Origin of the sequence: Streptomyces sp. CB01201, assembly GCF_002803085.1 — a bacterium.
GTDB classification, from domain to species: domain Bacteria; phylum Actinomycetota; class Actinomycetes; order Streptomycetales; family Streptomycetaceae; genus Streptomyces; species Streptomyces hundungensis.
Map to the genome: position 1 here is coordinate 122,467 of NZ_NNBJ01000013.1, position 22,844 is coordinate 145,310.

21 protein-coding genes are annotated in these 22,844 nt (G+C 72.3%); 13 read left to right on the forward strand and 8 right to left on the reverse strand.

Annotated features, from left to right (window positions below):
* Window positions 1-73 precede the first annotated feature (73 nt).
* Window positions 74-1,741: a DNA repair helicase XPB gene (locus CG740_RS26205; protein WP_100577734.1), complete on the forward strand. Its 1,668-nt coding sequence runs from the start codon at window positions 74-76 to the stop codon at window positions 1,739-1,741.
* On the opposite strand, the gene CG740_RS26210 is transcribed toward CG740_RS26205, so the two are convergent.
* Window positions 1,675-2,925: a glycosyltransferase 87 family protein gene (locus tag CG740_RS26210; RefSeq protein ID WP_234376492.1), complete on the reverse strand. Its 1,251-nt coding sequence runs from the start codon at window positions 2,923-2,925 to the stop codon at window positions 1,675-1,677. The two genes, CG740_RS26205 and CG740_RS26210, sit on opposite strands and share 67 nt — an antisense overlap.
* Window positions 2,926-2,992: 67 nt before the next feature.
* The gene (locus CG740_RS26215) at window positions 2,993-3,196 is read right to left on the reverse strand and encodes a hypothetical protein (RefSeq protein ID WP_100577735.1); all 204 of its coding nucleotides are present in this window, start codon (window positions 3,194-3,196) and stop codon (window positions 2,993-2,995) included.
* Between the two features lie 319 nt (window positions 3,197-3,515).
* Here CG740_RS26215 and CG740_RS26220 point away from each other — a divergent pair, with 319 nt between their 5' ends.
* Window positions 3,516-4,421 (forward strand): sigma-70 family RNA polymerase sigma factor, encoded by a 906-nt coding sequence (locus tag CG740_RS26220; RefSeq protein ID WP_100577736.1) that lies wholly within the window; start codon window positions 3,516-3,518, stop codon window positions 4,419-4,421.
* A gap of 454 nt (window positions 4,422-4,875) precedes the next feature.
* Window positions 4,876-6,846, forward strand: a complete 1,971-nt coding sequence (locus CG740_RS26225; RefSeq protein ID WP_199846583.1) for a HelD family protein — start codon at window positions 4,876-4,878, stop codon at window positions 6,844-6,846.
* 409 nt (window positions 6,847-7,255) lie between these two features.
* Here the strand turns inward: CG740_RS26225 and CG740_RS26230 are convergent, their stop codons facing one another.
* A complete protein-coding gene (locus CG740_RS26230) occupies window positions 7,256-7,942 on the reverse strand; it encodes a copper homeostasis protein CutC (protein WP_100577738.1) in 687 nt (228 codons plus the stop codon).
* A gap of 332 nt (window positions 7,943-8,274) precedes the next feature.
* Here CG740_RS26230 and CG740_RS26235 point away from each other — a divergent pair, with 332 nt between their 5' ends.
* From CG740_RS26235 to CG740_RS26255, 5 genes are all read left to right on the forward strand, one after another.
* Window positions 8,275-10,581: a heavy metal translocating P-type ATPase gene (locus CG740_RS26235; protein WP_100577739.1), complete on the forward strand. Its 2,307-nt coding sequence runs from the start codon at window positions 8,275-8,277 to the stop codon at window positions 10,579-10,581.
* 36 nt (window positions 10,582-10,617) lie between these two features.
* Window positions 10,618-10,980, forward strand: a complete 363-nt coding sequence (locus CG740_RS26240) for a VOC family protein (RefSeq protein ID WP_100577740.1) — start codon at window positions 10,618-10,620, stop codon at window positions 10,978-10,980.
* Window positions 10,981-11,125: 145 nt separating this feature from the next.
* Window positions 11,126-11,773: an HD domain-containing protein gene (locus CG740_RS26245; RefSeq protein ID WP_100577855.1), complete on the forward strand. Its 648-nt coding sequence runs from the start codon at window positions 11,126-11,128 to the stop codon at window positions 11,771-11,773.
* Between the two features lie 17 nt (window positions 11,774-11,790).
* Entirely contained in the window at window positions 11,791-12,405 is a 615-nt protein-coding gene (locus tag CG740_RS26250) for a GNAT family N-acetyltransferase (RefSeq protein WP_234376493.1), read from the forward strand.
* A gap of 233 nt (window positions 12,406-12,638) precedes the next feature.
* On the forward strand, window positions 12,639-13,844 hold the full coding sequence (locus tag CG740_RS26255) for a Cmx/CmrA family chloramphenicol efflux MFS transporter (protein ID WP_100577741.1): 1,206 nt from the start codon (window positions 12,639-12,641) through the stop codon (window positions 13,842-13,844).
* A gap of 95 nt (window positions 13,845-13,939) precedes the next feature.
* Here CG740_RS26255 and CG740_RS26260 read toward each other — a convergent pair whose 3' ends face one another.
* The 3 genes from CG740_RS26260 to CG740_RS26270 form a co-directional block, all read right to left on the reverse strand.
* Window positions 13,940-14,143, reverse strand: a complete 204-nt coding sequence (locus CG740_RS26260) for a cold-shock protein (RefSeq protein WP_053724154.1) — start codon at window positions 14,141-14,143, stop codon at window positions 13,940-13,942.
* Window positions 14,144-14,408: 265 nt separating this feature from the next.
* A complete protein-coding gene (locus tag CG740_RS26265) occupies window positions 14,409-14,675 on the reverse strand; it encodes a DUF4031 domain-containing protein (RefSeq protein ID WP_100577742.1) in 267 nt (88 codons plus the stop codon).
* Complete coding sequence (locus CG740_RS26270; RefSeq protein WP_100577857.1) at window positions 14,672-15,067, reverse strand: hypothetical protein; 396 nt, start codon at window positions 15,065-15,067, stop codon at window positions 14,672-14,674. The genes CG740_RS26265 and CG740_RS26270 overlap by 4 nt, the downstream gene beginning before the upstream one ends.
* A gap of 168 nt (window positions 15,068-15,235) precedes the next feature.
* Here CG740_RS26270 and CG740_RS26275 point away from each other — a divergent pair, with 168 nt between their 5' ends.
* The 4 genes from CG740_RS26275 to CG740_RS26290 all read left to right on the forward strand — a co-directional run bounded on the left by CG740_RS26275 (window position 15,236) and on the right by CG740_RS26290 (window position 19,317).
* Window positions 15,236-16,159: a MurR/RpiR family transcriptional regulator gene (locus CG740_RS26275; RefSeq protein ID WP_100577743.1), complete on the forward strand. Its 924-nt coding sequence runs from the start codon at window positions 15,236-15,238 to the stop codon at window positions 16,157-16,159.
* 102 nt (window positions 16,160-16,261) lie between these two features.
* Window positions 16,262-17,191, forward strand: a complete 930-nt coding sequence (murQ, locus tag CG740_RS26280; protein WP_100577744.1) for an N-acetylmuramic acid 6-phosphate etherase — start codon at window positions 16,262-16,264, stop codon at window positions 17,189-17,191.
* Window positions 17,192-17,289: 98 nt separating this feature from the next.
* Window positions 17,290-18,762, forward strand: coding sequence for a PTS transporter subunit EIIC (locus CG740_RS26285; protein WP_100577745.1), 1,473 nt, complete (start codon window positions 17,290-17,292; stop codon window positions 18,760-18,762).
* 108 nt (window positions 18,763-18,870) lie between these two features.
* A complete protein-coding gene (locus CG740_RS26290; protein ID WP_100577746.1) occupies window positions 18,871-19,317 on the forward strand; it encodes an SRPBCC family protein in 447 nt (148 codons plus the stop codon).
* Window positions 19,318-19,517: 200 nt separating this feature from the next.
* Here the strand turns inward: CG740_RS26290 and CG740_RS26295 are convergent, their stop codons facing one another.
* On the reverse strand, window positions 19,518-20,009 hold the full coding sequence (locus CG740_RS26295) for a hypothetical protein (RefSeq protein WP_100577747.1): 492 nt from the start codon (window positions 20,007-20,009) through the stop codon (window positions 19,518-19,520).
* Between the two features lie 202 nt (window positions 20,010-20,211).
* Between CG740_RS26295 and CG740_RS26300 the strand changes: the two genes are divergently transcribed.
* The gene (locus tag CG740_RS26300) at window positions 20,212-22,524 is read left to right on the forward strand and encodes a hypothetical protein (RefSeq protein WP_100577748.1); all 2,313 of its coding nucleotides are present in this window, start codon (window positions 20,212-20,214) and stop codon (window positions 22,522-22,524) included.
* Here CG740_RS26300 and CG740_RS26305 read toward each other — a convergent pair.
* Window positions 22,521-22,808 carry a hypothetical protein gene (locus CG740_RS26305; RefSeq protein WP_234376494.1) on the reverse strand — a complete coding sequence of 96 codons (288 nt, stop codon included), beginning with the start codon at window positions 22,806-22,808 and terminating at the stop codon, window positions 22,521-22,523. The genes CG740_RS26300 and CG740_RS26305 overlap by 4 nt on opposite strands.
* Window positions 22,809-22,844 lie beyond the last annotated feature (36 nt).

The following is a 22,844-nucleotide window of genomic DNA, read 5'->3' on the forward strand; positions in this document are numbered from 1 at the left end:
GGCCGCCGATGCGGCAGACTGGAAGTTTGCCCGCCCTCCCCGGGTGGCCAGCCGTCGGAAGGACACGCCCCAGGTGACCGGACCACTCATCGTCCAGAGCGACAAGACCCTGCTCCTGGAGGTCGACCACGAGCAGGCCGACGCCTGCCGCCGTGCCATCGCGCCCTTCGCGGAGCTGGAGCGGGCGCCGGAGCACATCCACACCTACCGGGTGACACCGCTGGGCCTGTGGAACGCGCGGGCCGCCGGGCACGACGCGGAGCAGGTCGTGGACGCGCTGGTCGAGTACTCGCGCTACCCCGTCCCGCACGCCCTGCTCGTCGACATCGCCGAGACGATGGCCCGCTACGGCCGCCTCACCCTCAGCAAGCACCCCGTCCACGGCCTGGTGCTGACCTCGACCGACCGGCCCGTCCTCGAAGAGATCCTGCGCTCGAAGAAGGTCACCCCGCTGGTCGGCGCCCGCCTCGACCCGGACACGGTCGCCGTGCACCCCTCCGAGCGCGGCCAGATCAAGCAGACCCTGCTGAAGCTGGGCTGGCCGGCCGAGGACCTCGCCGGGTACGTGGACGGCGAGGCGCATCCCATCGAGCTCGCCGAGGACGGCTGGGCCCTGCGCCCGTACCAGAAGCAGGCCGTCGAGGGCTTCTGGCACGGCGGCAGCGGCGTGGTCGTGCTGCCGTGCGGCGCGGGCAAGACGCTGGTCGGCGCCGGGGCGATGGCCGAGGCGAAGGCGACCACCCTGATCCTGGTCACCAACACCGTCTCGGCCCGCCAGTGGAAGCACGAGCTGGTGAAGCGCACCAGCCTGACCGAGGACGAGATCGGCGAGTACAGCGGCACCAAGAAGGAGATCCGCCCGGTCACGATCGCCACGTACCAGGTGCTCACCACCCGCCGTAAGGGCGTCTACGCGCACCTGGAGCTGTTCGACTCGCGGGACTGGGGCCTGATCGTCTACGACGAGGTGCACCTGCTGCCCGCGCCGGTCTTCAAGTTCACCGCCGACCTCCAGGCCCGCCGCCGGCTCGGCCTGACCGCGACGCTGGTCCGCGAGGACGGCCGCGAGTCGGACGTGTTCTCGCTGATCGGGCCGAAGCGCTTCGACGCGCCGTGGAAGGAGATCGAGGCGCAGGGCTACATCGCGCCCGCCGACTGCGTCGAGGTCCGGGTCAACCTCACGGACTCCGAGCGCCTCGCCTACGCGACCGCCGAGGCGGAGGAGAAGTACCGCTTCTGTGCGACGACCGCGACCAAGCGGAAGGTCACGGAGGCGCTGGTGCGCCGGTTCGCGGGCCAGCAGATCCTCGTCATCGGCCAGTACATCGACCAACTCGACGAGCTGGGCGAGCACTTGAACGCGCCGGTCATCAAGGGCGAGACGACCAACGCGCAGCGCGAGAAGCTGTTCGGCGCGTTCCGCGAGGGCGAGATCAGCGTGCTCGTGGTGTCCAAGGTGGCGAACTTCTCGATCGACCTGCCGGAAGCGACGGTCGCCATCCAGGTGTCCGGCACGTTCGGCTCCCGCCAGGAGGAGGCTCAGCGCCTGGGCCGCGTGCTGCGTCCGAAGGCGGACGGCCACCAGGCGCACTTCTACTCGGTGGTCGCCCGCGACACCATCGACCAGGACTTCGCGGCGCACCGCCAGCGCTTCCTGGCCGAACAGGGCTACGCCTACCGGATCATGGACGCGGACGAGCTGCTCGCGGACAACCGGCCCACCGGAGAAGCGGACAACTGACCCGCCCCACATGGGGCGTTGGGCCCGGCGGCGACGGACCGCCGGGCCGCCCACCCCGCCCAGCCCAGCACCGCGAGCCCGGCCAGTGCGTACGGTGACGCCAACGGCTGCTGCCACAGCGGCAGTTGGAGATCCAGGTCACCAGCGTGCGGTACGAGCCACAGGCTACGGGCGGTGAAGACGAGGGCGACGACGACGGCCGTACGGGTCCGCCCCTCGGCCCACAGAACGGCGATCAGCGGAACGCACCACACCCAGTGGTGCGACCAGCTGATGGGCGAGATCAGCAGCGCGGTGAAGGCCGCCGCGAGCAGGGCCCGGGGTTCGTCGGCACGGCGGGCGACCCACAGCCCGGCAGCGCCGACGGCGACGGCCCCGACCGCCCACACCGCGCCGGGTTCGGCGGTGTGCAGCAACCGCGCGGTCAGCCCTTGCAGGGACTGGTTGTCGACGATCCACGCCTTGCCCACCCGCCCCGTCTCGAAGAGCCGCCGGGTGAAGAACTCGACGCTGGCGCGCGGGAGTACGAGCGCCCCGATGAGCACGGTCGCCCCGAATCCGGCGAGCGCGGTGACGGCCTCCCGTCGACGGCCCCGCACCAGCAGATACAGGACGAAGAACAGCGGGGTGATCTTGACCCCGGCGGCGATCCCGACCCCGAAGCCCTTACCGAAGCCTCTGTCGAATCCCTTGCCGAAGCCCTTGCCGGGGGCGCCCGTCGGCCGGGAGAGGTCCCAGAGCACGAGGCAGGCGAGCGCGATGTTGACCTGCCCGAAGAGCAGCGTCTGGAAGACGGGCTCCAGCCAGAGCCCGAGAGCGACGGCGACGAGCGCGTGATGGCGCCGGGGCCGGATACCGGCCAGCCGGCAGGAGAGCAGGACGAGAACCGCGAGCAGTGCGGCGTTCCCGACGCAGAAGGCCACCTTCAGCAGCGGAAGCGGCACGAAGGCACTCGGGACGAACACGAGGGCCGCGAACGGGGGGTAGGTGGCGGGCAGGTGCCACGAGGTGACGGTGAACCCGTACAACGAGGTGCCGTGCGCCACGGCGGCTCCCTCCGCCCGGTAGACCAGGGCGTCCGCCATGGGGATGTGCAGGGCGGCGCAGAGCGCGGCGAGCGCGGCCAGCGAGAGCGACAGCACGAGCAGGGCCCCGGCGTTGGCACGCGGTGAACGTTCGGTCACACGAAGTGACCCTAGCGGGGCGGCACATCACGGCGGGCCACGCGGGCCCGCCCGGGCGTGGGCGGCGTCAGTGCTGACGCCGCCGGACCCCGGCCTCCTCGGCGTACTCGCCCATGACGACGACGCTGAACGCGGCACCGGCGAGAACCTTCGCGGCCCGGACGGCATTGCCGATCTTGTGGGTACGGTGTGGGGCGGCGCCGGAGGCGGTGGCCCCGTTGGGGGCGCCGGGGCGGACGGAGGGGGCTGGGGTGAAGGTCGCTGCACTCATGTCTCCATGATGGAACCCGGACAACCCAGGCACATCGACCCCGGGGCTGAACCTCCCCGCCCCCCGCGTAGTCCTCTGGTCCGACCCCGTCCCCTACGGGTATGACCGATCGCCTCCCGCACGCAGGACGAGGGACCCTGGGACGACGATCCAAACCGGCCCGCAAGTCACACCACCCCCTCCCCCGTGTCAGAGCAGAACCCCGCACATCCCCGCACCCCCGCCCCACCGCAGCACCACGCCCGGCCCCACCGCATCACTACGCACCTCACCACCGAGCAACTACGCCACCACGCAACGCGACGGAGGAACACCACGGATGGACGGCGACGTCGAACACCTCACCCAGCGCTTCGAGGAGCACCGCGGCCATCTGCACGCGGTGGCGTACCGGATGCTCGGCTCCCTCAGCGAGGCCGAGGACGCCGTGCAGGAGGGCTGGCTGCGGGCGAGCCGGGCCGACAGCCGCGCGGTCGACAACCTGGGCGGCTGGTTGACCACGATCGTCGCGCGGATCTGCCTGAACGTGCTGCGCTCGCGCGGCACCCGGCGGGAGGCGGCGCTCGACGTCCAGGCGTACGAGTACGTACGGGTGCCGGATCCGTTGCTGGGCCCGGTGGACGTGGTGGACCCGGAACAGGAAGTGCTGCTCGCCGACTCGGTGGGCCTGGCGCTGATGGTGGTCCTTGAGACGCTGGCCCCCGCCGAGCGGCTCGCCTTCGTCCTGCACGACCTGTTCGCGGTGCCGTTCGAGGAGATCGCGACGATCGTCGACAAGACGCCGGCGGCGACGCGCCAGCTGGCGAGCCGGGCCCGGCGCCGGGTGCAGGGCCGCACGCCCTCCCACTCGACCGACCGCACCCGTCAGCGCGAGGTGGTCGAGGCGTTCATCGCCGCGGCGCGCGGCGGCGACTTCGAAGCGCTGCTCGCGCTGCTCGACCCGGACGTGGTGCTGCGCGCGGACGCGGGCGCCATGCCGGGCACGAAGCTGGTGCGGGGCGCCCGGACGGTGGCCGAACAGGCCTACACCTTCCGCAGGTTCGCCCCCCTCAACCGGGTCGTCCTGGTCAACGGCATGCCCGGCATCGCCGCGGTCTCGGAGGGCCGGGCGTTCTCGGTCCTGGCCTTCACGCTGGGTGCGGACGGCCGCATCACGGAGCTGAACATCCTGGCGGACCCGGAACGGGTCCCGTCCCTGGACGTGTCGTTCCTGCCCAGCACCTGAGCGACCCCCTCCGGCCGAGGCCGCCCCTTGCCGACCGGTCCGGGGTGGACCGGCCGACCTGGCCGACCTGGCCGACCGGCCCGGCCGGGGTGGCCCGGCCGGGGTGGCTCGGCCGGTCTTCGGCTGCGGACAGTGCGTGGCTGGTCGCGCGGTTCCCGCACCCGCACCCCTGAAGGCCTTGGCATCCTCAGCCAGTCATGGGGCCCTGACCCTCAAGGCCTTCGGGGAGTTGGAGGACGAGCGCCCTTCAGGCGCGAACGGGGGTCTGGAGGCGGCGGCCCCCAGGGGGCCGGCTCAACCCCGAAAAGCATTGGCCCCCCACCCGGCCAGGGGCCTAAAATCCCCCCTCCCCCAAAACCGCCGGAGGCACCCCGTGCAGAGGCACGACCCCGACCCCGACCCGCTCCTCCACGAACGCACCCACCTCACCCACTCCCGCGCGGCCCTGCGCGCCATGCGCGAAGACGTCGAGTCGCTCGACATCAAGGACGTCACCGCGAACTGGGTGAACGCCGCCGTCCTCCAGCGCCAGATCGACGACCGCATCAAGGCCCTCGCCGACCTCTCCCACACCCCCCTCTTCTTCGGCCGCCTCGACTATCTCCACGCCCCCGGCGCGGATCTCGCGGAGGGCGCCGAGGGGGAGAGGTTCTACATCGGCCGCCGCCACGTCCACGACGCCGACGGCGACCCGATGGTCATCGACTGGCGCGCCCCCGTCTCGCAGCCGTTCTACCGCGCCTCGAAGAAGGACCCGCTGGACGTCGGCCTGCGCCGCCGATTCGGCTACACCGGCGGCGAGTTGACGGCGTACGAGGACGAACACCTCACCGACCCGACGGAGTCGACGCACACCAGCAGACTGCTCCAGGCGGAGATCGAACGCCCCCGTGTGGGCCCGATGCGCGACATCGTCGCGACGATCCAGCCCGAGCAGGACGAGATCGTCCGCTCCGGCCTGAGCGGCAGCGTCTGCGTGCAGGGCGGCCCCGGCACCGGAAAGACCGCGGTGGGCCTGCACCGGGTCGCCTACCTCCTCTACGCCCACCGCGACCGCCTGGCCCGCACGGGCACCCTGGTCATCGGCCCGAACAAGTCCTTCCTGCACTACATCGAGCAAGTACTGCCCGCGCTCGGCGAGTTGGAGGTCAAGCAGGCGACGGTGGACGACCTGGTGACGGCGGGCATCGAGGTGCGCGGCACCGACCCGGCCGAGTCGGCCGTCGTCAAGGGCGACGCCCGCATGGCCGAGGTACTGCGCCGCGCGGTCTGGTCCCATGTCACCACCCCCACCGAACCCCTGGTGGTGGTACGAGGCTCCCGCCGCTGGCGCGTCCCGGCGTACGAACTCGCCGAGATCGTCGAGGAGTTGAGGACAAGGGACATCCGGTACGGGGCTGCGAGGGAAGCCCTGCCCCAGCGGATCGCCCACACGGTCCTGGTCCGGATGGAGCAGGCGGGCGAGGCGCCGGACGACCGGGTGCAGGACGCGGTGGCCCGGAACACGGCGGTGAAGGCGGCCGTGAAGACGATCTGGCCCCCGGTGGACCCGGCGAAGCTGGTGCTGCGGCTGCTGAACGACCCGGACTTCCTGGCCACCCACGCCGAGGGCGTCCTCACTGCCGACGAGCAGAAGACGATCCTCACCGCGAAGCCCGCGCGCAGCGTGAAGTCGGCGAAGTGGTCGGCGGCGGACGCGGTCCTGATCGACGAGACGAACGACCTGGTGGCCCGCACCCACTCGCTCGGCCATGTCGTGCTCGACGAGGCGCAGGACCTGTCCCCCATGCAGTACCGCGCGGTCGGCCGCCGCTGTACGACGGGTTCGGCGACGGTCCTCGGCGACCTGGCGCAGGGCACCACGCCCTGGGCGACGGCGAGTTGGGCCGAGGCGCTGCGCCACCTGGGCAAGGCAGAGGCGGTGGTGGAGGAGCTGACGGCCGGCTTCCGCGTCCCGCGCGAGGTGATCGCGTACGCCTCGAAGCTGCTGCCGTCGATCTCCCCCGGCCTGACCCCGGTGGAGTCGGTGCGCGAGACGCCGGGCTCCCTGAACGTTCGGGAGTCCTCGGCCCCGGACGCGGACGTGGTGGCCGCGTGCGTGGAGTCGCTGGCCCACGAGGGCTCGATCGGCCTGATCGCGGCGGATCCCCGAATCCCCGTGCTGGCGGCGGCACTTGAGGCCGCGGGTCTCCCCTACCTGGCCCCCGGCGAGGAGACGACCGCCGAGTCCCGCCTGACCCTGGTCCCGGCCTCCCTGGCCAAGGGCCTGGAGTACGACTACGTGGTCCTGGACGACCCCGCGACCCTGGTGGCCGCCGAACCCGACGAACGGACGGGCCTGCGGCGCCTGTACGTGGCCCTGACCCGAGCGGTCTCAGGCCTGACGGTGATCCACGCGACCCCCCTCCCACCCCAGCTGACCTAGCCCCCGACACTGCGGGGCCGTTCGCGCAGTTCCCCGCGCCCCTGGAACCCGCCCTCGACTGCGGACCGTGCGTGGCTGGTCGCGCAGTTCCCCGCGCCCCCAACCCCGTCTCGGTCTGCGGACCATGCTCGCTTCTCGCGCAGTTCCCCGCGCCCCTAAAGGCCTTGGTGCTGGCCAGCATCGGCATCCTCAGCCCGTCCGGCGATTGAGGACGAGCGCCCTTGAGGCGCGAACGGGGGTCTGGGGGCGGAGCCCCCAGGGGCCCAGGGTCACTTCACCCCCCGGAGGGTTGCGGGAAGGGGCGGGGAGGGGCGACTCCCGGGGTCTGGGGCGGAGCCCCAGGGGCCGGGACCGACCAACCCCGGGGCCACGGGCGGGAGGGCGGGCAAACACCCTCACCCCGCACCCGCTACGCGTCCAGCGCCCCCCGCCACTCCGCGACGGCCGCGGAGGACACGGGGGCGGACCACCCGTCGGGACGCGACGCCCCGCCGATGTGGAACGCGTCGATCCCCGCCCCCCGCAACACCGGCAGGTGGGCAAGGGAGAGCCCACCCCCGACCAGGATCTGCGGCTCGTAGCCGGGCTCCGCCAGCCCCGCCTCCGCGAGCAGCACCGGCAGCCCGTCGTCGACGCCCCGCGCCGACCCCGCCGTGAGGTAGGTGTCGAGCCCGGGCAGCCCCGCCAGCTCCTTGCGCAGGGCGTCGCGGGACGCGGCCCGGTCGATGGCCCGGTGGAAGGTCCAGCGGCACCCGTCGAGCGCGGCGGCCAGCGCCCGTACCGCGGCCATGTCGGGCCCCCCGGTCTCGTCGAGGAAGCCGAGCACGAACTCGTCCGCCCCCTCGGCCCGCAGCGCCTGCGCGTCCCGTACCAGCGCGTCGACGTCCCCCGCCGCGAACCCGTCCGCCGCCCGCAGCATCACGCGCAGCGGGATGTCGACGGCCGCGCGGATCGCCGCGAAGGTCTTCAGGGGCGGGGTCAGCCCGTCCGCCGCCATGTCGGTGACCAGCTCAAGACGGTCCGCCCCGCCGGCCTGGGCCGCGACGGCGTCCTGCGCGTCGAGCGCGATCACCTCAAGCAGTGCGCGGTTGCTCATCTGACCCCATTCCTCCGTAACCCGGGCCCGACTCGGCCCAAATAGGTCTAGTCCATTCACTAGCCTACGCCGCGAGATGCCCATCCACGCGGACGGTAAAACACGGCCGTCCGGACCTTCCCGCCGCGCCGGAGGCCCGAGCGGAGGCCGCCCGCGCACCGCAGGGCCGTGAGGCTCCCGGTGCACCAATACCCCCGCCGGGTATCGACCCACCCATCCCCGCCCCCTTGCATCCCATACACCTGGGGGGTATACATGAACCCGAAGGTGGTACCCCCAGGGGGTATCGAGAAGCGTCCCGCCGGCATCGCCGGCCACAAGGAGCCGCAGCCATGACCACCACCGCACCCGGCGCAGCATCCGGCGCCGCCGCCGATGTAGAGCTCGCCATCGGCGGCATGACCTGCGCCTCCTGCGCGGCCCGGATCGAGAAGAAGCTCAACCGCATGGAGGGGGTCGAGGCCACCGTCAACTACGCCACCGAGAAGGCGAAGGTCACCTTCCGCGAGGACGTGTCCGTCGCCGACCTCATCGCCACCGTCGAGGCCACCGGCTACACGGCCGAGGAGCCCGCTCCCGTACGGACCGGCGCCGGGGCCGGGGCCGGGGCGGACGACGGGGCCGGGGCCGACGACGGCGGCGCCGGGCGGGCGGCCGACGAGCTGCGCCCGCTGCGCCAACGGCTGCTGACCGCGATCGCCCTCGCCGTGCCGGTGATCGCGATGTCGATGGTCCCGGCCCTCCAGTTCGAGTACTGGCAGTGGCTCTCGCTGACCCTGACCGCCCCGGTCGTGACGTATGCCGCCTGGCCCTTCCACCGGGCCGCCTGGACCAACGCCCGGCACGGCGCGGCGACCATGGACACGCTGATCTCGGTCGGCACGTCGGCCGCGTTCCTGTGGTCCGTATGGGCCCTGTTCTTCGGCACGGCGGGCCACCCCGGCATGACCCACCCCTTCGAGCTGACCATCGGCCGCTCGGACGGCTCGGGCAACATCTACCTGGAGGCCGCCGCCGGGGTCACCGCGTTCATCCTGGCCGGGCGCTACTTCGAGGCCCGCTCCAAGCGCAAGGCGGGCGCGGCCCTGAGGGCGCTGCTCGAACTGGGCGCCAAAGACGTCACCGTGCTCGACCCGGACGGAAGCGAACGGACCGTACCGACAAGCGAGTTGGCGGTAGGAGACCGCTTCCTGGTGCGGCCCGGCGAGAAGATCGCCACGGACGGCACGGTCGTCGAGGGCTCGTCCGCCGTCGACGCGTCCATGCTGACCGGCGAGTCCGTCCCGGTGGAGGTGGCCCCCGGGGACGCCGTCACCGGCGCCACCCTCAACGCGGGCGGCCGGCTCGTCGTCGAGGCGTCCCGGGTCGGCGCGGACACCCAGCTCGCCCGCATGGCCAGGCTCGTCGAGGACGCGCAGAACGGCAAGGCCGCTGCCCAACGGCTCGCGGACCGGATCTCGGCCGTCTTCGTGCCGGTCGTGATCGGCCTGGCGCTCGCCACCCTCGGCGTGTGGCTCGCCACCGGCTCCGGCCTCACCGCCGCCTTCACGGCCGCCGTCGCCGTACTGATCATCGCCTGCCCGTGCGCATTGGGGCTCGCCACTCCGACCGCCCTCATGGTGGGTACGGGCCGGGGCGCCCAGCTCGGCATCCTGATCAAGGGGCCCGAGGTCCTGGAGACGACCCGCAAGGTCGACACGATCGTCCTGGACAAGACCGGCACGGTGACCACCGGCCGGATGACGCTGCTCGCCGTCCACACCGCCGACGGCGTGACCCGCCCCCAAGTCCTGCGTCTGGCAGGCGCGTTGGAGCACTCCTCCGAGCATCCCATCGCCCGCGCGGTCGCCGAGGGCGCCACGGCCGAGGTCGGTACGCTGCCCGCCCCCGAGGACTTCGCCAACCTCGCCGGTCTCGGCGTCCAGGGCGTCGTCGAGGGGCACGCGGTCCTGGTCGGCCGCGAGAAGCTCCTCGCGGAGTGGGCCATGGCACTCACCCCGGCCCTGACGAAGGCGAAGGAGCGGGCCGAGGCGGCGGGACGCACCGCCATCGCGGTCGCCTGGGACGGCGAGGCCCGCGCGGTCCTGGAGGTCGCCGACGCCGTCAAGGAGACCAGCGCCGAGGCGATCGAGCGGCTGCGCGCGCTCGGCCTCACCCCGATCCTGCTGACCGGCGACAACCGGGCCGTCGCGGAGGCGGTCGCGGCCGAGGTCGGCATCGAGAAGGTGTACGCGGAGGTCATGCCGCAGGACAAGGTGGACGTCGTCAAGTCCCTTCAGGCAGAGGGGCGTTCGGTCGCCATGGTCGGTGACGGCGTCAACGACGCGGCCGCCCTCGCCCAGGCCGACCTGGGCCTGGCAATGGGCACCGGCACGGACGCCGCCATCGAGGCCGGCGACCTGACGCTGGTGCGCGGCGATCTGCGCGCGGCGGCGGACGCGATCCGGCTCTCGCGCCGGACGCTCGGCACGATCCGCTCCAACCTGTTCTGGGCCTTCGCCTACAACGTCGCCGCCCTGCCGCTCGCCGCGGCCGGTCTGCTGAACCCGATGATCGCGGGGGCCGCGATGGCCTTCTCCTCGGTCTTCGTGGTCGGCAACTCCCTGCGCCTGCGCCGCTTCCGGCCCACCGAAAACTGAGCGCCGCCCCGGCCGGGTCCCGGTTAGGCTCCGCGGATGACCTTGGAATGGGAACAGGTAATCGTCCACTCGGCAGACCCGGCGGCCCTGGGGCAGTGGTGGGCCGATGCGCTGGGCTGGGTCGTGGTGCACGCCTCCGACGACGAGTTCGAGATCCGGCCCGCACCGGACCGGATGCCCGGCCTGGACTTCGTGCGCCTCGCCGAGGCCAAGAAGTCCAAGAGCCGGCTGCACCTCGACTTCCGGCCCGACGACCAGGCCGCGGAGGTGGCCCGTCTGGTGGCCCATGGCGCCCGGCGCGTCGACATCGGCCAGGGCGCGGCGTCGTGGGTCGTCCTTGAGGACCCCGAGGGCAACGAGTTCTGCGTCCTGGGCCGGCGGTCACCAGCCACCGGCTGAGCGGGGCCGCCCAGCGGGGCGCGGGGAACTGCGCGACCGGCCGCGCACGGTCCGCGGACAGGAACGGGTTCCAGGAACGGGTTCCAGGAACGGTTCTGGGAACGGGTTCTGGGAGGTGCGAGCCGCCCCCGATACCCTCGGCCGCATGCCGCACACCGACCCCCTCCGCGCCCGCTGGCAGCACGCCCTCCTCGCCGCCCGCCCCGCCGACGCCGCCCCCGTCGACCCGGCCCCGTACGGCGAGAACCTCCTCGCCCGCTGGGCGGAACCGCAGCGCCGCTACCACGACACCGCCCACCTCGCGGCCGTCCTGGACCACATCGACGTACTGGAGCAGTACGCCGACGCCCCCGACCTCGTACGCCTCGCCGCGTGGTTCCACGACGCCGTGTACTTCCCGGACCGTTCGGAGAACGAGGAGCGCTCGGCCCGCCTGGCCGAACGTGCCCTGGGCGAGGCCGGGTTGAGCCCGCAGGACACCGCCGAGGTCGTGCGCCTGGTCCGCCTCACCGTCACGCACGACCCCGAGGAGGGCGACACGAACGGCGCCGTCCTGTGCGACGCGGACCTCGCGATCCTGGCCGCCGCCCCGGAGGCGTACGCCGCCTATGCCGCCGCCGTGCGCGAGGAGTACGCGTTCGTGCCGGGCGAGGCGTTCCGCACCGGCCGCGCCGAGGTGCTGTCCCAACTGCTCGCGCTGCCAAGGCTGTTCCGTACCCCGTACGGCGAGCGCGAGTGGGAGACCACGGCTCGGGAGAATCTTGAGGCGGAACTGACCCTGCTGACCGCATAATCGGCCCCGAACGCCCCGTGCGCGAGCCCACCAACCGCTCGCCCACCCACCGCTCGCCCACCCCGGACGGAAAGCAGGTAACCCGCGTGCTCCCCGTGACCGTCAAGGCCGACCGCATCGCCCTGCACGAGCTGACCCGCGCCGCGGCGGCCGAGTTGCAGGAGGGCGGCTCCGGCGGCTGGGACTGGGCACCCGGCGGCCCGCACGAGGGCAGCCGCTTCGCCGCCGCGAAGATGCTGGCGGGCATGGCCACCGGCCGGCACCGCACGGGCTGGGGCGCGTACGTCATCGTCCGCACCGAGGACGGCCGGGCGATCGGCGGGATCGGTTTCCACGGCCCGCCCGAGGACGGCCGCGCGGAGATCGGCTACGACCTGGCGGAGTCGGTACGCGGCCACGGGTACGCCACCGAGTCGCTGGCCGCGCTGACGGCCTGGGCGCTCGCCCAGCCCGACGTCGAGACGGTGTACGCGACCACGGACGAGGACAACACCGCCTCGCAGCGCGTCCTGGAACGGGCCGGCTTCCGCCGCATCGGCGATACCCCCCGCCCGATCGGCGGCCGTGAGGCCCAGCACCTCTTCGAGCACACCCGGGACGACCGACGGGGCAGCGCGACCACCCAGCGCTAGCGCCGAGCCGGCCGGTCCGAGGCGCGCCGGCCGGTCCAGCGGCTCGGCCGGTTCGAGCCGCGCCCGACCAGCCGCGCCCGGGAATACGGATCCGGCCGGCGCCGTTGGCACCCGATATGCCCGCCGAGCCCATACCCACGCCCGCGCCCGCCTCCCCACCCCCCGGCCCGACCGGATCGACACCGAGCGAATCGACCGGATCGGCCGGATCTACCGCCTCAGCGGCGGCCCGTATGCCGCTCGCCGTCTACATCCTCGGCCTCTCCGTCTTCGCCCTCGGCACGAGCGAGTTCATGCTCACGGGGCTGCTCCCGGACATCGCGGACGACATGAACGTGTCGATCCCGCAGGCGGGCCTGCTGATCTCCGCCTTCGCGATCGGCATGGTCGTGGGCGCCCCGCTGCTCGCGGTGGCCACCCTGCGGCTGCCCCGCCGCACCACCCTCATCTCGCTGATCACGGTGTTCGGCCTGGGCCAGGTCGCGGGCGCGCTGGCCCCGAACTACGCCCTGCTCTTCGCCTCCCGGATCGTGTCCGCGCTGGCCTGCGCGGGGTTCTGGGCGGTCGGCGCGGCGGTCGCCATCGCGATGGTCCCGGTCACCGCACGGGCCCGCGCGATGGCCGTCATGATCGGCGGCCTGTCGATCGCGAACGTCCTGGGCGTGCCGCTCGGCGCGCTGCTCGGTGACGGCCTCGGCTGGCGTTCCGCGTTCTGGGCGGTCGGCGCCGCCTCCGCGATCGCCCTGGTCGGCATCCTGACCCGGATCCCCCGCATCCCGCTCCCCGCCGAGAAGCCCCGGCTCAGCCGCGAGCTGCGGATCTACCGCGATCCGCAGGTGCTGCTCTCGGTCGCGGTCACCGCGCTCGCCGCGGGCGGCGTGTTCTGCGCGTTCAGCTACCTCAAGCCGCTCCTCACGGACGTGGCGCACGTGGACGCCGGCTGGGTTCCGGCGGTGCTCGGCCTGTTCGGCGTGGGCGCGCTCATCGGCACGACGATCGGCGGCCGGGTCGCCGACGCGCACCTCTTCGGCGTGCTGCTCAGCGGTGTCACCGCCTCGACCGTGTTCCTCGTCGCGCTCGCGCTGTTCGCCTCGACTCCGGCCGTCGCGATCACGCTGTCGTTCCTGATCGGCCTCTCGGCCTTCTACACGGCCCCCGCGCTCAACGCCCGGATGTTCAACGTCGGCGGCGCCGCCCCGACGCTGGCCGGGGCGACCACGACGTCCTCGTTCAACCTGGGCAACACCGCCGGCCCCTGGCTCGGCGGCCTCGTGATCAGCGCGAACATGGGCTTCGCGGCCACCGCCTGGGCGGGCGCCGCGATGACGGTGGTCGCCCTCGTCCTCGTCACGGTCTCGCTGCGCCTGCACAAGTCGCAGTCCCGCATCGTGGCCCGCTCGGCGGAGCAGGCCCGGGTGGCCGCCCCTGCCGAGGTGTGACCCCTCCCGCACACGGCGAAGCGCCCCGCATCCGGTCTCCCGGGTGCGGGGCGCTTCGGTGTTCGTTCCCCCGGCGGACCGGGGTCACTCACTGCTTAGGCAGGGGTGACGTTCTCCGCCTGCGGGCCCTTCGGGCCCTGGGTGACGTCGAAGTTGACCTGCTGGTTCTCCTGGAGCTCACGGAAGCCCGTGGAGTTGATCGCGGAGTAGTGGACGAAGACGTCCGGGCCGCCGCCGTCCTGCGCGATGAAACCGAAGCCCTTTTCGGCGTTGAACCACTTGACGGTGCCGGTTGCCATGTGTTTCCCCTGTCGAGGATCGCGGGGTACTGGCTTGTCAGTACCCCTGGGTGAGGTGATCGCCCTGGTCCTCGGACATTGCTGCAAGGCAAACGCCCACGGCGTAAACCGCGGGCGCTGAGACTTCGGAACCACGACTACTGGCAAGGAAGTTAGCCGATCCGCAGTCGTCTGGCTACGGGCCGCAGCCGAACCGGCGACAAGTTCCGGCCTGCGGAGTCCTCCGGCCGGGTCCCGGCGGCCCTTCGGGCCCTTGCTCGACGCCTCAGGCGGGCCGCCCTTTGGGGCGTCTGAGCCCCGCCTCCGTCAGCCGCCGTACGAGTTCCTTCGAGCCGATCTCCCGCGCGCCCGCCCGCACCGCGTCCGCGTAGCGGTGCGAGGGAACGTCGTAGTGGTCGCGCTCGAAGGCGCGCGGCGGGCAGCCGATGGACGCCGCGAACGCGTGCAGCTCCTCGTACGAGACGTCGCTGACGAGATGCGACCACATGCGGCCGTGCCCCGGCCAGGTGGGCGGGTCGATGTAGAGGGTCATTCGCCGGGTCCGCCGGGTCCGCCGGGCCGGCCGAGCGCGCCGACCGAGGCCACCACGACGCCCGCCTTGCCGCAGACCCAGTGCGGGTCGGGCCCGAGCTCCGGCTCCACGTCGAGGGCGTGCGGGTCGCCCGCGTCACACACCGGGCACAGCGGCCAGCGCCCGTAGCGCTCCAGGAGCGCGTCCTGTACGTCCTGGGCGACGAGCCCCGCCACGTACTCCGTGCCCTCCGGCCACTGCTCCACCCACCAGCGCCGGTGGGTCACCGCGTCCTCGACCATCGAGACGACGTCCGCGTGCGCCACGTCGCGCGCCGCCAGATCCGCCAGGACCAGGGCGCGGGCGGCATGCAGTGCTTGTTCGAGGGGCTGGATGGGCTGTACGTCGTCCATGCCCTCCATTGTCACTCCCGGCGCACGGGGCGTCGTCACTCCCTCCGCACCCCCCTCCGCACCCCCCCTCCGCGCTCCCTCCGTGTCGTCGTCCGGGACGAAGGGCCCGGACGACGAAGGGACCAAAGAGGGGTTGACCACGGGACGGCGCGAAAATATCTTTCAAGAGTGACCAACGACCTGAAGGAAAGTTTCAGCGGAAGCGACGGCGCCCCGCCCGCGCCGGCGGCCCTCGCCGCCAAGGTGCGTACGCTCGCGCCGTCCATGACCCGCTCCATGCAGCGGGTCGCCGAGGCCGTGGCCGGCGACCCGGCCGGCTGCGCGGCCCTCACGGTCACCGGCCTCGCCGAGCTCACCGGCACCAGCGAGGCCACCGTGGTGCGCACCGCCCGCCTCCTCGGCTACCCCGGCTACCGCGACCTGCGCCTCGCGCTCGCGGGCCTCGCGGCCCAGCAGCAGTCCGGCCGGGCCCCCGCGGTCACCGCCGACATAGCCGTCGACGACCCGATCGCGGACGTCGTGGCCAAGCTCGCCTACGACGAGCAGCAGACCCTCGCCGACACCGCGGCCGCCCTCGACACCGTCCAACTCGGCGCCGCGGTCGGCGTGTTGGCGGGCGCCCGGCGCATCGACATCTACGGCGTGGGCGCCTCCTCGCTGGTCGGCCAGGACCTCGCGCAGAAGCTGCTGCGCATCGGCCTCATCGCGCACGCCCACACCGACCCGCACCTCGCGGTCACCAACGCCGTGCAGCTGCGCTCGGGCGACGCGGCGGTGGCGATCACCCACTCCGGCTCGACCGGCGACGTCATCGAGCCGCTGCGCGTCGCCTTCGACCACGGCGCCACCACCATCGCGATCACCGGCCGCCCGGACGGCCCGATCTCGCAGTACGCCGATCACATACTGACGACCTCGACGGCCCGCGAGAGCGAGCTGCGCCCGGCCGCCATGTCGTCCCGCACGAGTCAACTCCTCGTCGTGGACTGCCTGTTCATCGGCATCGCGCAGCGCACCTACGAGACGGCGGCCCCGGCCCTCTCCGCCTCGTACGAGGCGCTCGCCCACCGGCACAACCCCCGCACCCGCTAGCCCCACCGGCACCCCCGCCCGGGCCGCCGAAAAACGACACCCGCACTCGCACCCGCACCCGCACCCGCCAGAGCCGTACGCAGAGAAAGAGCAGCCGTCACCATGACCACCCAGGACTACGCCGAGCTGCGCGCCCAGCTGGCCACCCTCACCACCGAGGCGTTCCGGCCCGACCTCGCGGAGATCGACCGGCTGCCGACCGCCGAGATCGCCCGGATCATGAACGCCGAGGACGCCACGGTCCCCGCCGCCGTGGCCGAGCGGCTCCCGGACATCGCGGCGGCGATCGACGCCACGGCCGCGCGGATGTCGCGGGGCGGCCGGCTGATCTACGCGGGCGCCGGCACGGCCGGGCGGCTCGGTGTCCTGGACGCCAGCGAGTGCCCGCCCACCTTCAACACCGACCCGTCCGAGGTCGTCGGTCTGATCGCGGGCGGCCCGTCCGCGATGGTCAAGGCGGTCGAGGGCGCCGAGGACTCCAAGCAGCTGGCCGCCGAGGACCTGGACGCGCTGCGCCTGACCGACCGCGACACCGTCGTCGGCATCTCGGCCTCGGGCCGCACCCCGTACGCGATCGGCGCGGTCGAACACGCGCGGCGCGTGGGCGCCCTCACGATCGGGCTGTCCTGCAACGCGGGCTCCGCGCTCGCGGCGGCGGCCGAGCACGGCATCGAGGTCGTGGTCGGCCCGGAGCTGCTGACCGGCTCGACCCGGCTGAAGTCGGGCACGGCCCAGAAGCTGGTCCTCAACATGATCTCGACGATCACGATGATCCGGCTCGGCAAGACCTACGGAAACCTGATGGTCGACGTGCGGGCGTCCAACGAGAAGCTGCGCGCCCGCTCGCGCCGCATCGTGGCCCTGGCCACCGGCGCGGACGACGCCGAGATCGAGGCCGCGCTGGCCGCGACGGACGGCGAGGTGAAGAACGCGATCCTGGTCATCCTCGGCGGCGTCGAGGGCCCCACCGCCGCCCACCTCCTCGCCGAATCCCGAGGCCATCTGCGCGCGGCCCTGCACGCGGCCCCCTGACCCACCCGCGCCGTCACAGCGACCCCCAACCCCACCCCAACCCCACCCCACCGCACCGTCACAACAAGGCACCACCCGCACAGCAAGGCACCCGCACCATGGCACCAGAGAACAAGAACCGCGCCACAGCCGCCGCGATCCTCCCGCTCGTCGGCGGTGCCCGGAACATCGACTCGATCGCCCACTGCATGACCCGTCTCCGCCTCGGCCTGAAGGACCGCTCGCTGGTCCAGGACGACGCGCTGAAGGCGCTGCCCGCAGTGATGGGCGTGGTCGAGGACGACACGTACCAGATCGTGCTCGGCCCCGGCACGGTGGCAAGGGTGACCCCCGAGCTTGAGGCGCTGGTGGCGATGGAGGGCGACTCCCAACCGGCCGCCGCACCCGAGCAGTTGGCGACCAGGGGAGCCGAACTGAAGGCGGCTCAGAAGGCGAAGAACGCCACCCCCTTCAAGCTCTTCCTCCGCAAGGTGGCGAACATCTTCGTCCCGCTGATCCCGGCCCTGATCGGCTGCGGCATCATCGCGGGCCTCAACGGCCTTCTGGTGAACCTGGGTTGGCTGCCGGGGGTGACCCCCGCGCTCGCCGCGATCGCCTCCGGCTTCATGGCGCTGATCGCGGTGTTCGTCGGCTACAACACCGCGCGGGAGTTCGGCGGTACGCCGATCCTGGGCGGGGCGGTGGCGTCCATCATCGTGTTCGCGGGCGTAGCGAAGATCACCGTCTTCGGCCAGACGCTGGCCCCCGGCCAGGGCGGAGTCCTCGGCGCGCTGGGCGCGGCGCTGCTCGCCGTGTACGTGGAGAGGTGGTGCAGGCGCTGGGTTCCCGAAGCCCTGGACGTCCTGGTGACCCCGACCCTCACGGTCCTGGTCTCGGGCCTGGTGACCCTCTACGGCCTGATGTTCCTGGCGGGCGAGGTCTCGACGGGCATCGGCCACGGGGCGAACTGGCTCCTGGACAACACGGGCGCGTTCGCGGGCCTGGTCCTGGGCGGCCTGTTCCTGCCCCTGGTGATGCTGGGCCTGCACCAGGCCCTGATCCCGATCCACACCACCCTGATCGAGCAGCAGGGCTACACGGTCCTGCTCCCCATCCTGGCGATGGCGGGCGCGGGCCAGGTGGGCTGCGCGATGGCGGTCTACCTCCGCGCGAAGCGCAACGAGCCCCTGCGCGCCACCATCAAGTCCGCCCTCCCGGCCGGCTTCCTGGGCGTGGGCGAGCCCCTGATCTACGGTGTCTCCCTCCCCCTCGGCCGCCCTTTCATCACGGCGTGCGCGGGCGGCGCGGCGGGCGGCGCGTTCGTCGGCCTGTTCTCGATGCTGGGCGACAAGGTGGGCTCCACGGCGATCGGCCCCTCGGGCTGGGCCCTGTTCCCCCTCCTCCAGGGCAACCACGGCCTGGGCACGACGATCGCGATCTACGCGGCCGGCCTCCTGGTGGGCTACGCGGTGGGCTTCCTGGCCACGTACTACTTCGGCTTCACCCAAGCGACCCTGACCGACCTGAACGCGACCGCCCCCACCCCGACGGAGCCCCCCACCCCGACCCCGGCGGAACCGGCCCGAGCCTGACCCTCGGCCGCATGGACCGCTCGTCCCCGACGGCCGGCCCACGGCCGGGGAAACGGCGGGACGTGGCACCCGTCACGATCATGGTGAGACGCGGTCTACCTTGTTGGGGTGTCGCCCCTCACCCTTTCCGCTTCCTCGCACTCATCGGCCGCTGCCGCCGTCGTCTACGCGGCGCTCCTGGATGCAGAATCGTGGCCGGCGTGGTCCGCCCACGCCGACGTCGAATGGGAGGTCCCCGCGGGAGTCGACCGCCCGGCACGCGTGGGTGACCGGCGCATCATCCGCAGCCGCAATGCAAGCGTGTGCTGCCGCGAGCGCGTCGTCGAGATGGTTCCCGACCGGCGTTTCGGCTACGAACAGGCCTCAGGACTGTTCACCTCCCACCGGGGCTCCGTGGACCTGGCCCGAGCCCCCCATGGCGGCACCGACATCACGTGGTCGGCGACCTACCGGCACGCCCTCCCCCTCTTGGACACGCTCAGGAGACGGCGCCTACAGGTCTGGGTCTACGATCTCGCGTCGTACGCCAACGCCGTCGTGATGCGCAACTCCTAGAATTGAAGCGCCAGTTCGCGATCCCATCCTCTCGTTGGGCTTCCCGCAGGGGGTGCTGTGTCCCGATGAGCCGCTGACTGGGGTAGAAGCGCCCGCCGCCCCGACCTCGCCCCCCGGGCGCCCCACCCGCCGCCGTGCACGGCGGTACCGTCACCAGCACCGCCGCGCCACCGTCTACGGTGAGCCACCCCAGTTGGACGTCAGCCCCGCCCCCCGGCCCACTCCTCGAACTCCCCCACCACGTCCCGCAGCCGCCACGGCGGGTCCTTCAGGAACATGTCGCGGAGTTCGGGGACGGGGACCGACGCCGGGCGGTAGTCGTCGTCCTCGTACAGGTCCTCGTGGTCCGGGTCCTCCATGGGGTCCCCGGGGACGCCGACGAACGGGCCGTCCCACGTCGCGAAGTCCGACGCCGGATTGACCTTCCAGACCGCCCCCGCCCGCACGCACACCTCGCCGAGGTACCAGGCGGGGGCGGTCAGGCGCGGGGTGTCCTGGGCGGCGCGCACGTCCTCCCAGGCGGCCCCGGCGAAGTCCGCGCGTACCGCCCGCTCCAGCGCGTCGACCGAGGACGCGGAGAAGTCCCACTGCCCGGGGTGCGAGGCGGCCCACTCCCCGAACGCCGCCTCCTGCCGAGCCAGCCACGCCGCGAGCCGCGGGTGGTCCGTCCACTGCTGATCGAGCTCGCTCATGGCACCCGAGCGTACGGGAGCGGTGTAAGGGGCTTGTGGAGATGGGGAGTTGGGAGTTTGGCGGCTCGGAAAACTGTGGGGCTCCTGTGGGCCGCGAGGGCTACCGTGTGGTGCTGCGCGACACCATCGAGCACGGGGGCCCCTGGTGTCGCTGCATGCTGCACGCCCACTTCTTCGGGCTCCCGGGGAAAGACACGTTCGCGTGAACCGACCGATCTCCCGGATATCTCCGATATCCGCATCCACCCGCCGACAGCACCTGTGGCCACGCGCAGCCGTCGCGCTCGCCACCGTCGGCATCCTCTCCGTCAGCGGCCTTCCGCAGCTCCAGGGCACCGCCGACGCCGCGACCAAGGCCATGCCCTGCCAGCAGATGTTCAAGCTCAAGGGCAAGCCCACCGACCCCGGCAAACTGCCATGGGCCAACGGTGACGCGGCCCGGCCTGAGGCCGACTGGGACTCCTACGGATTCCCCAACCAGCGCCAGGCCATGGACGGCCTGACCCTGCCCGACGACCCCGCCGAGCGCGACAAGATCCTCGGCAAGCTCACCCTGCCCTACAAGAAGTACGCGGAGGGCACCCCCGAGCGGGTCTACGCCACGTACAAGGACTACCTGTCGCGCAACGGCAACACCGACACCAAATACGGCGGCTTCGGCAACTGGCTCAACGAGGCCTATATCGAGGTGTACGGGCGCAATCCGCGCGGCGAGTCCTTCCACGGCAAGGTCGTCAAGGACCTCGGGCTCATCGGTCCGGACTGGATCTGCGAGGAGAGCCTCACCGTCACCGATCCGGACACCGGCAAGCCGTACACCCGGCGCTTCGACGCGGTCAATCACAAGACCAAGGAAGTCCTGGAGATCAAGTCGGGCGGGAACCACGACAGTTCGCAGGCTCCGAAGGACCGCGCGTTCCTGAAGGATCCCAAGTACAAGGACTACAAACTCCGTTACACCTTCGGGCAGGAGCAGTCCGCGGACACCCTGCGCTACACCGACAGCCTCAAGAAGCTCGGCGGCTCGGGCCGGGTGACGACGTACGAGCATGTCTCCACCCCGGAGGCCGAGTTCAAGCCCGGCAAGTACACCGCGCAGGACACCGCGCGCAGCATCGGCCGCGGCGCCGACGTCATCCGCCAGTCGCCGCCCAACCCGGCCGACATGAAGCGCCAGATGGACCGCATCCGCGCCGCCGACCCCGAGGGGCTGCGCGTGCGCGGCCCCGGCGGCGTCGACTTCTCCACCCTGGAACTGCGCTACGTCGGCAAGCCGGTCAAGGGCCAGGGCCTGAACTACTCGTTCTCCGCCAACAAGGTCGACGAGTCCTCGGGCCTCGGCTACGGCGGCAAGGAGCGGGCCGAGCTCATCTCCGACTCGTTCTTCACCTGGCTCGCGCTGACCCCCGAGAAGTTCTGGGTCAACCTCAACCCGGACGAGCCCGACCGGGTCATGGACAAGACGTTCGGCACCACCGACGCCGGCCGCGTCCTGCTCCAGGCCGACCTGGAGATGAAGCACGACTACGCCAAGGACATGGACCCCCGCACCGGCATCGGCAAGCAGCTCTTCGACAAGCTCGCGACGGAGCACATCCCCTGCACCCACGGCGTGCGCAACTGGATCGTGCCCAAACCCGCCGAGGTCCGCGAGCAGGACGGCGGTCTGTACATCCTCGACGCCCCGCTCAAGGTCAACTCGGTCCCGCAAGACTTCAAGACCCCGCAACCGAACGGCAGTTGTGACCTCACCGAGGCCCAGCACAAGCGCGTCCAGGAACTCATGGACGCGATGATCGTGCCGGACATCGAGAAGAAGGTGAACACCGACGCCAAGTACGCGGACCTGCGCACGGTCTACAACGCGCGCGTCGCCGCCGAGTGGATCCGCCAGCAGGACGCGAAGTCGCCGACGGACTACCACGCGGTCATCAACAGCAACAAGGTGACCAGCTGGCCCCTGCGCGGCAAGAACGCCTCGTGGACACCCACGCAGACCTACAAGGAGTACGTGAAGTCCTTCACCGAGGGCGACTACAGCTACCCCTGCGAGAAGGCCGGCCGCCCCGGCACCTGCGTGGCGGGCGGCGTCGACTTCTCCAAGTCGCCCAAGCAGAACGTCACTCAGGCCAAGTTCACCGCCGAGCACAAGAACCTGCCGCGCACCACCGACATCTCCGTCAAGGCGATGACGGACGACGCGGAGAACAAGGCGCTCCTCGCCCTCGGCGGCAACACCGCCGCCCACACCGGTACCGGCACGGGCGGCAACCCGACGCCCACCCCGACCCCGACCCACACGGGCGGCGGCGGGTCCTCCACTCCGCCGTCCACTCCCGCCCCGGCCCCCTCCGGCCAGGGCGGCCACCGGCCCGCCCCCGGCGACCAGCACGCCAGTGGCGGCCTCGCCGACACGGGCACCCAGGTCGCCGCGCTCGCGGGCGCGGCCGTACTCCTGGTCGGCGCGGGCGCCACCCTGGTCTGGCTCCGACGCCGCCGGAACAGCCTCGGCTAAGCAGGCTCAGCCGTAGGCCGCTCAACAGCGCCAGAGGGAGGGGTGTCGCCCACGGGCGGCGCCCCTTCCGCGCTGTACGTCCCGGCCAGTACGGCCACCAGGCGCAGCGCCATGTCCATGTTGCAGCGCCCCAGGTCGACCAGCGGGAACAGGACGTGCCCCCCGCACGTCAGCGGGTCGATCCTGAGCGACGGCAGCACCACCCCGGCCCGCCCCAGTTCCGTACGCAGCTGCTCCACGGCCTCCTCCGCCGCCCGCACCCGCTCCATTGCCGTCAGTGCCATCCGCCTTGCCCTCCTGCACACCGAGTGTTCTGCTTT

Bases quoted from the DNA above. Each gene is read 5' to 3' on its own strand.
- CG740_RS26295 (WP_100577747.1), bottom strand. From the start codon at position 20,009: ATGAGCGAGCTCGATCAGCAGTGGACGGACCACCCGCGGCTCGCGGCG.
- CG740_RS26285 (WP_100577745.1), top strand. From the start codon at position 17,290: ATGGCACCAGAGAACAAGAACCGCGCCACAGCCGCCGCGATCCTCCCG.
- CG740_RS26225 (WP_199846583.1), top strand. From the start codon at position 4,876: ATGCGCGAAGACGTCGAGTCGCTCGACATCAAGGACGTCACCGCGAAC.
- CG740_RS26265 (WP_100577742.1), bottom strand. From the start codon at position 14,675: ATGACCCTCTACATCGACCCGCCCACCTGGCCGGGGCACGGCCGCATG.
- CG740_RS26245 (WP_100577855.1), top strand. From the start codon at position 11,126: ATGCCGCACACCGACCCCCTCCGCGCCCGCTGGCAGCACGCCCTCCTC.
- CG740_RS26230 (WP_100577738.1), bottom strand. From the start codon at position 7,942: ATGAGCAACCGCGCACTGCTTGAGGTGATCGCGCTCGACGCGCAGGAC.
- CG740_RS26255 (WP_100577741.1), top strand. From the start codon at position 12,639: ATGCCGCTCGCCGTCTACATCCTCGGCCTCTCCGTCTTCGCCCTCGGC.
- CG740_RS26220 (WP_100577736.1), top strand. From the start codon at position 3,516: ATGGACGGCGACGTCGAACACCTCACCCAGCGCTTCGAGGAGCACCGC.
- CG740_RS26260 (WP_053724154.1), bottom strand. From the start codon at position 14,143: ATGGCAACCGGCACCGTCAAGTGGTTCAACGCCGAAAAGGGCTTCGGT.
- CG740_RS26305 (WP_234376494.1), bottom strand. From the start codon at position 22,808: ATGGCACTGACGGCAATGGAGCGGGTGCGGGCGGCGGAGGAGGCCGTG.
- CG740_RS26215 (WP_100577735.1), bottom strand. From the start codon at position 3,196: ATGAGTGCAGCGACCTTCACCCCAGCCCCCTCCGTCCGCCCCGGCGCC.
- murQ (WP_100577744.1), top strand. From the start codon at position 16,262: ATGACCACCCAGGACTACGCCGAGCTGCGCGCCCAGCTGGCCACCCTC.
- CG740_RS26270 (WP_100577857.1), bottom strand. From the start codon at position 15,067: ATGGACGACGTACAGCCCATCCAGCCCCTCGAACAAGCACTGCATGCC.
- CG740_RS26235 (WP_100577739.1), top strand. From the start codon at position 8,275: ATGACCACCACCGCACCCGGCGCAGCATCCGGCGCCGCCGCCGATGTA.
- CG740_RS26240 (WP_100577740.1), top strand. From the start codon at position 10,618: ATGACCTTGGAATGGGAACAGGTAATCGTCCACTCGGCAGACCCGGCG.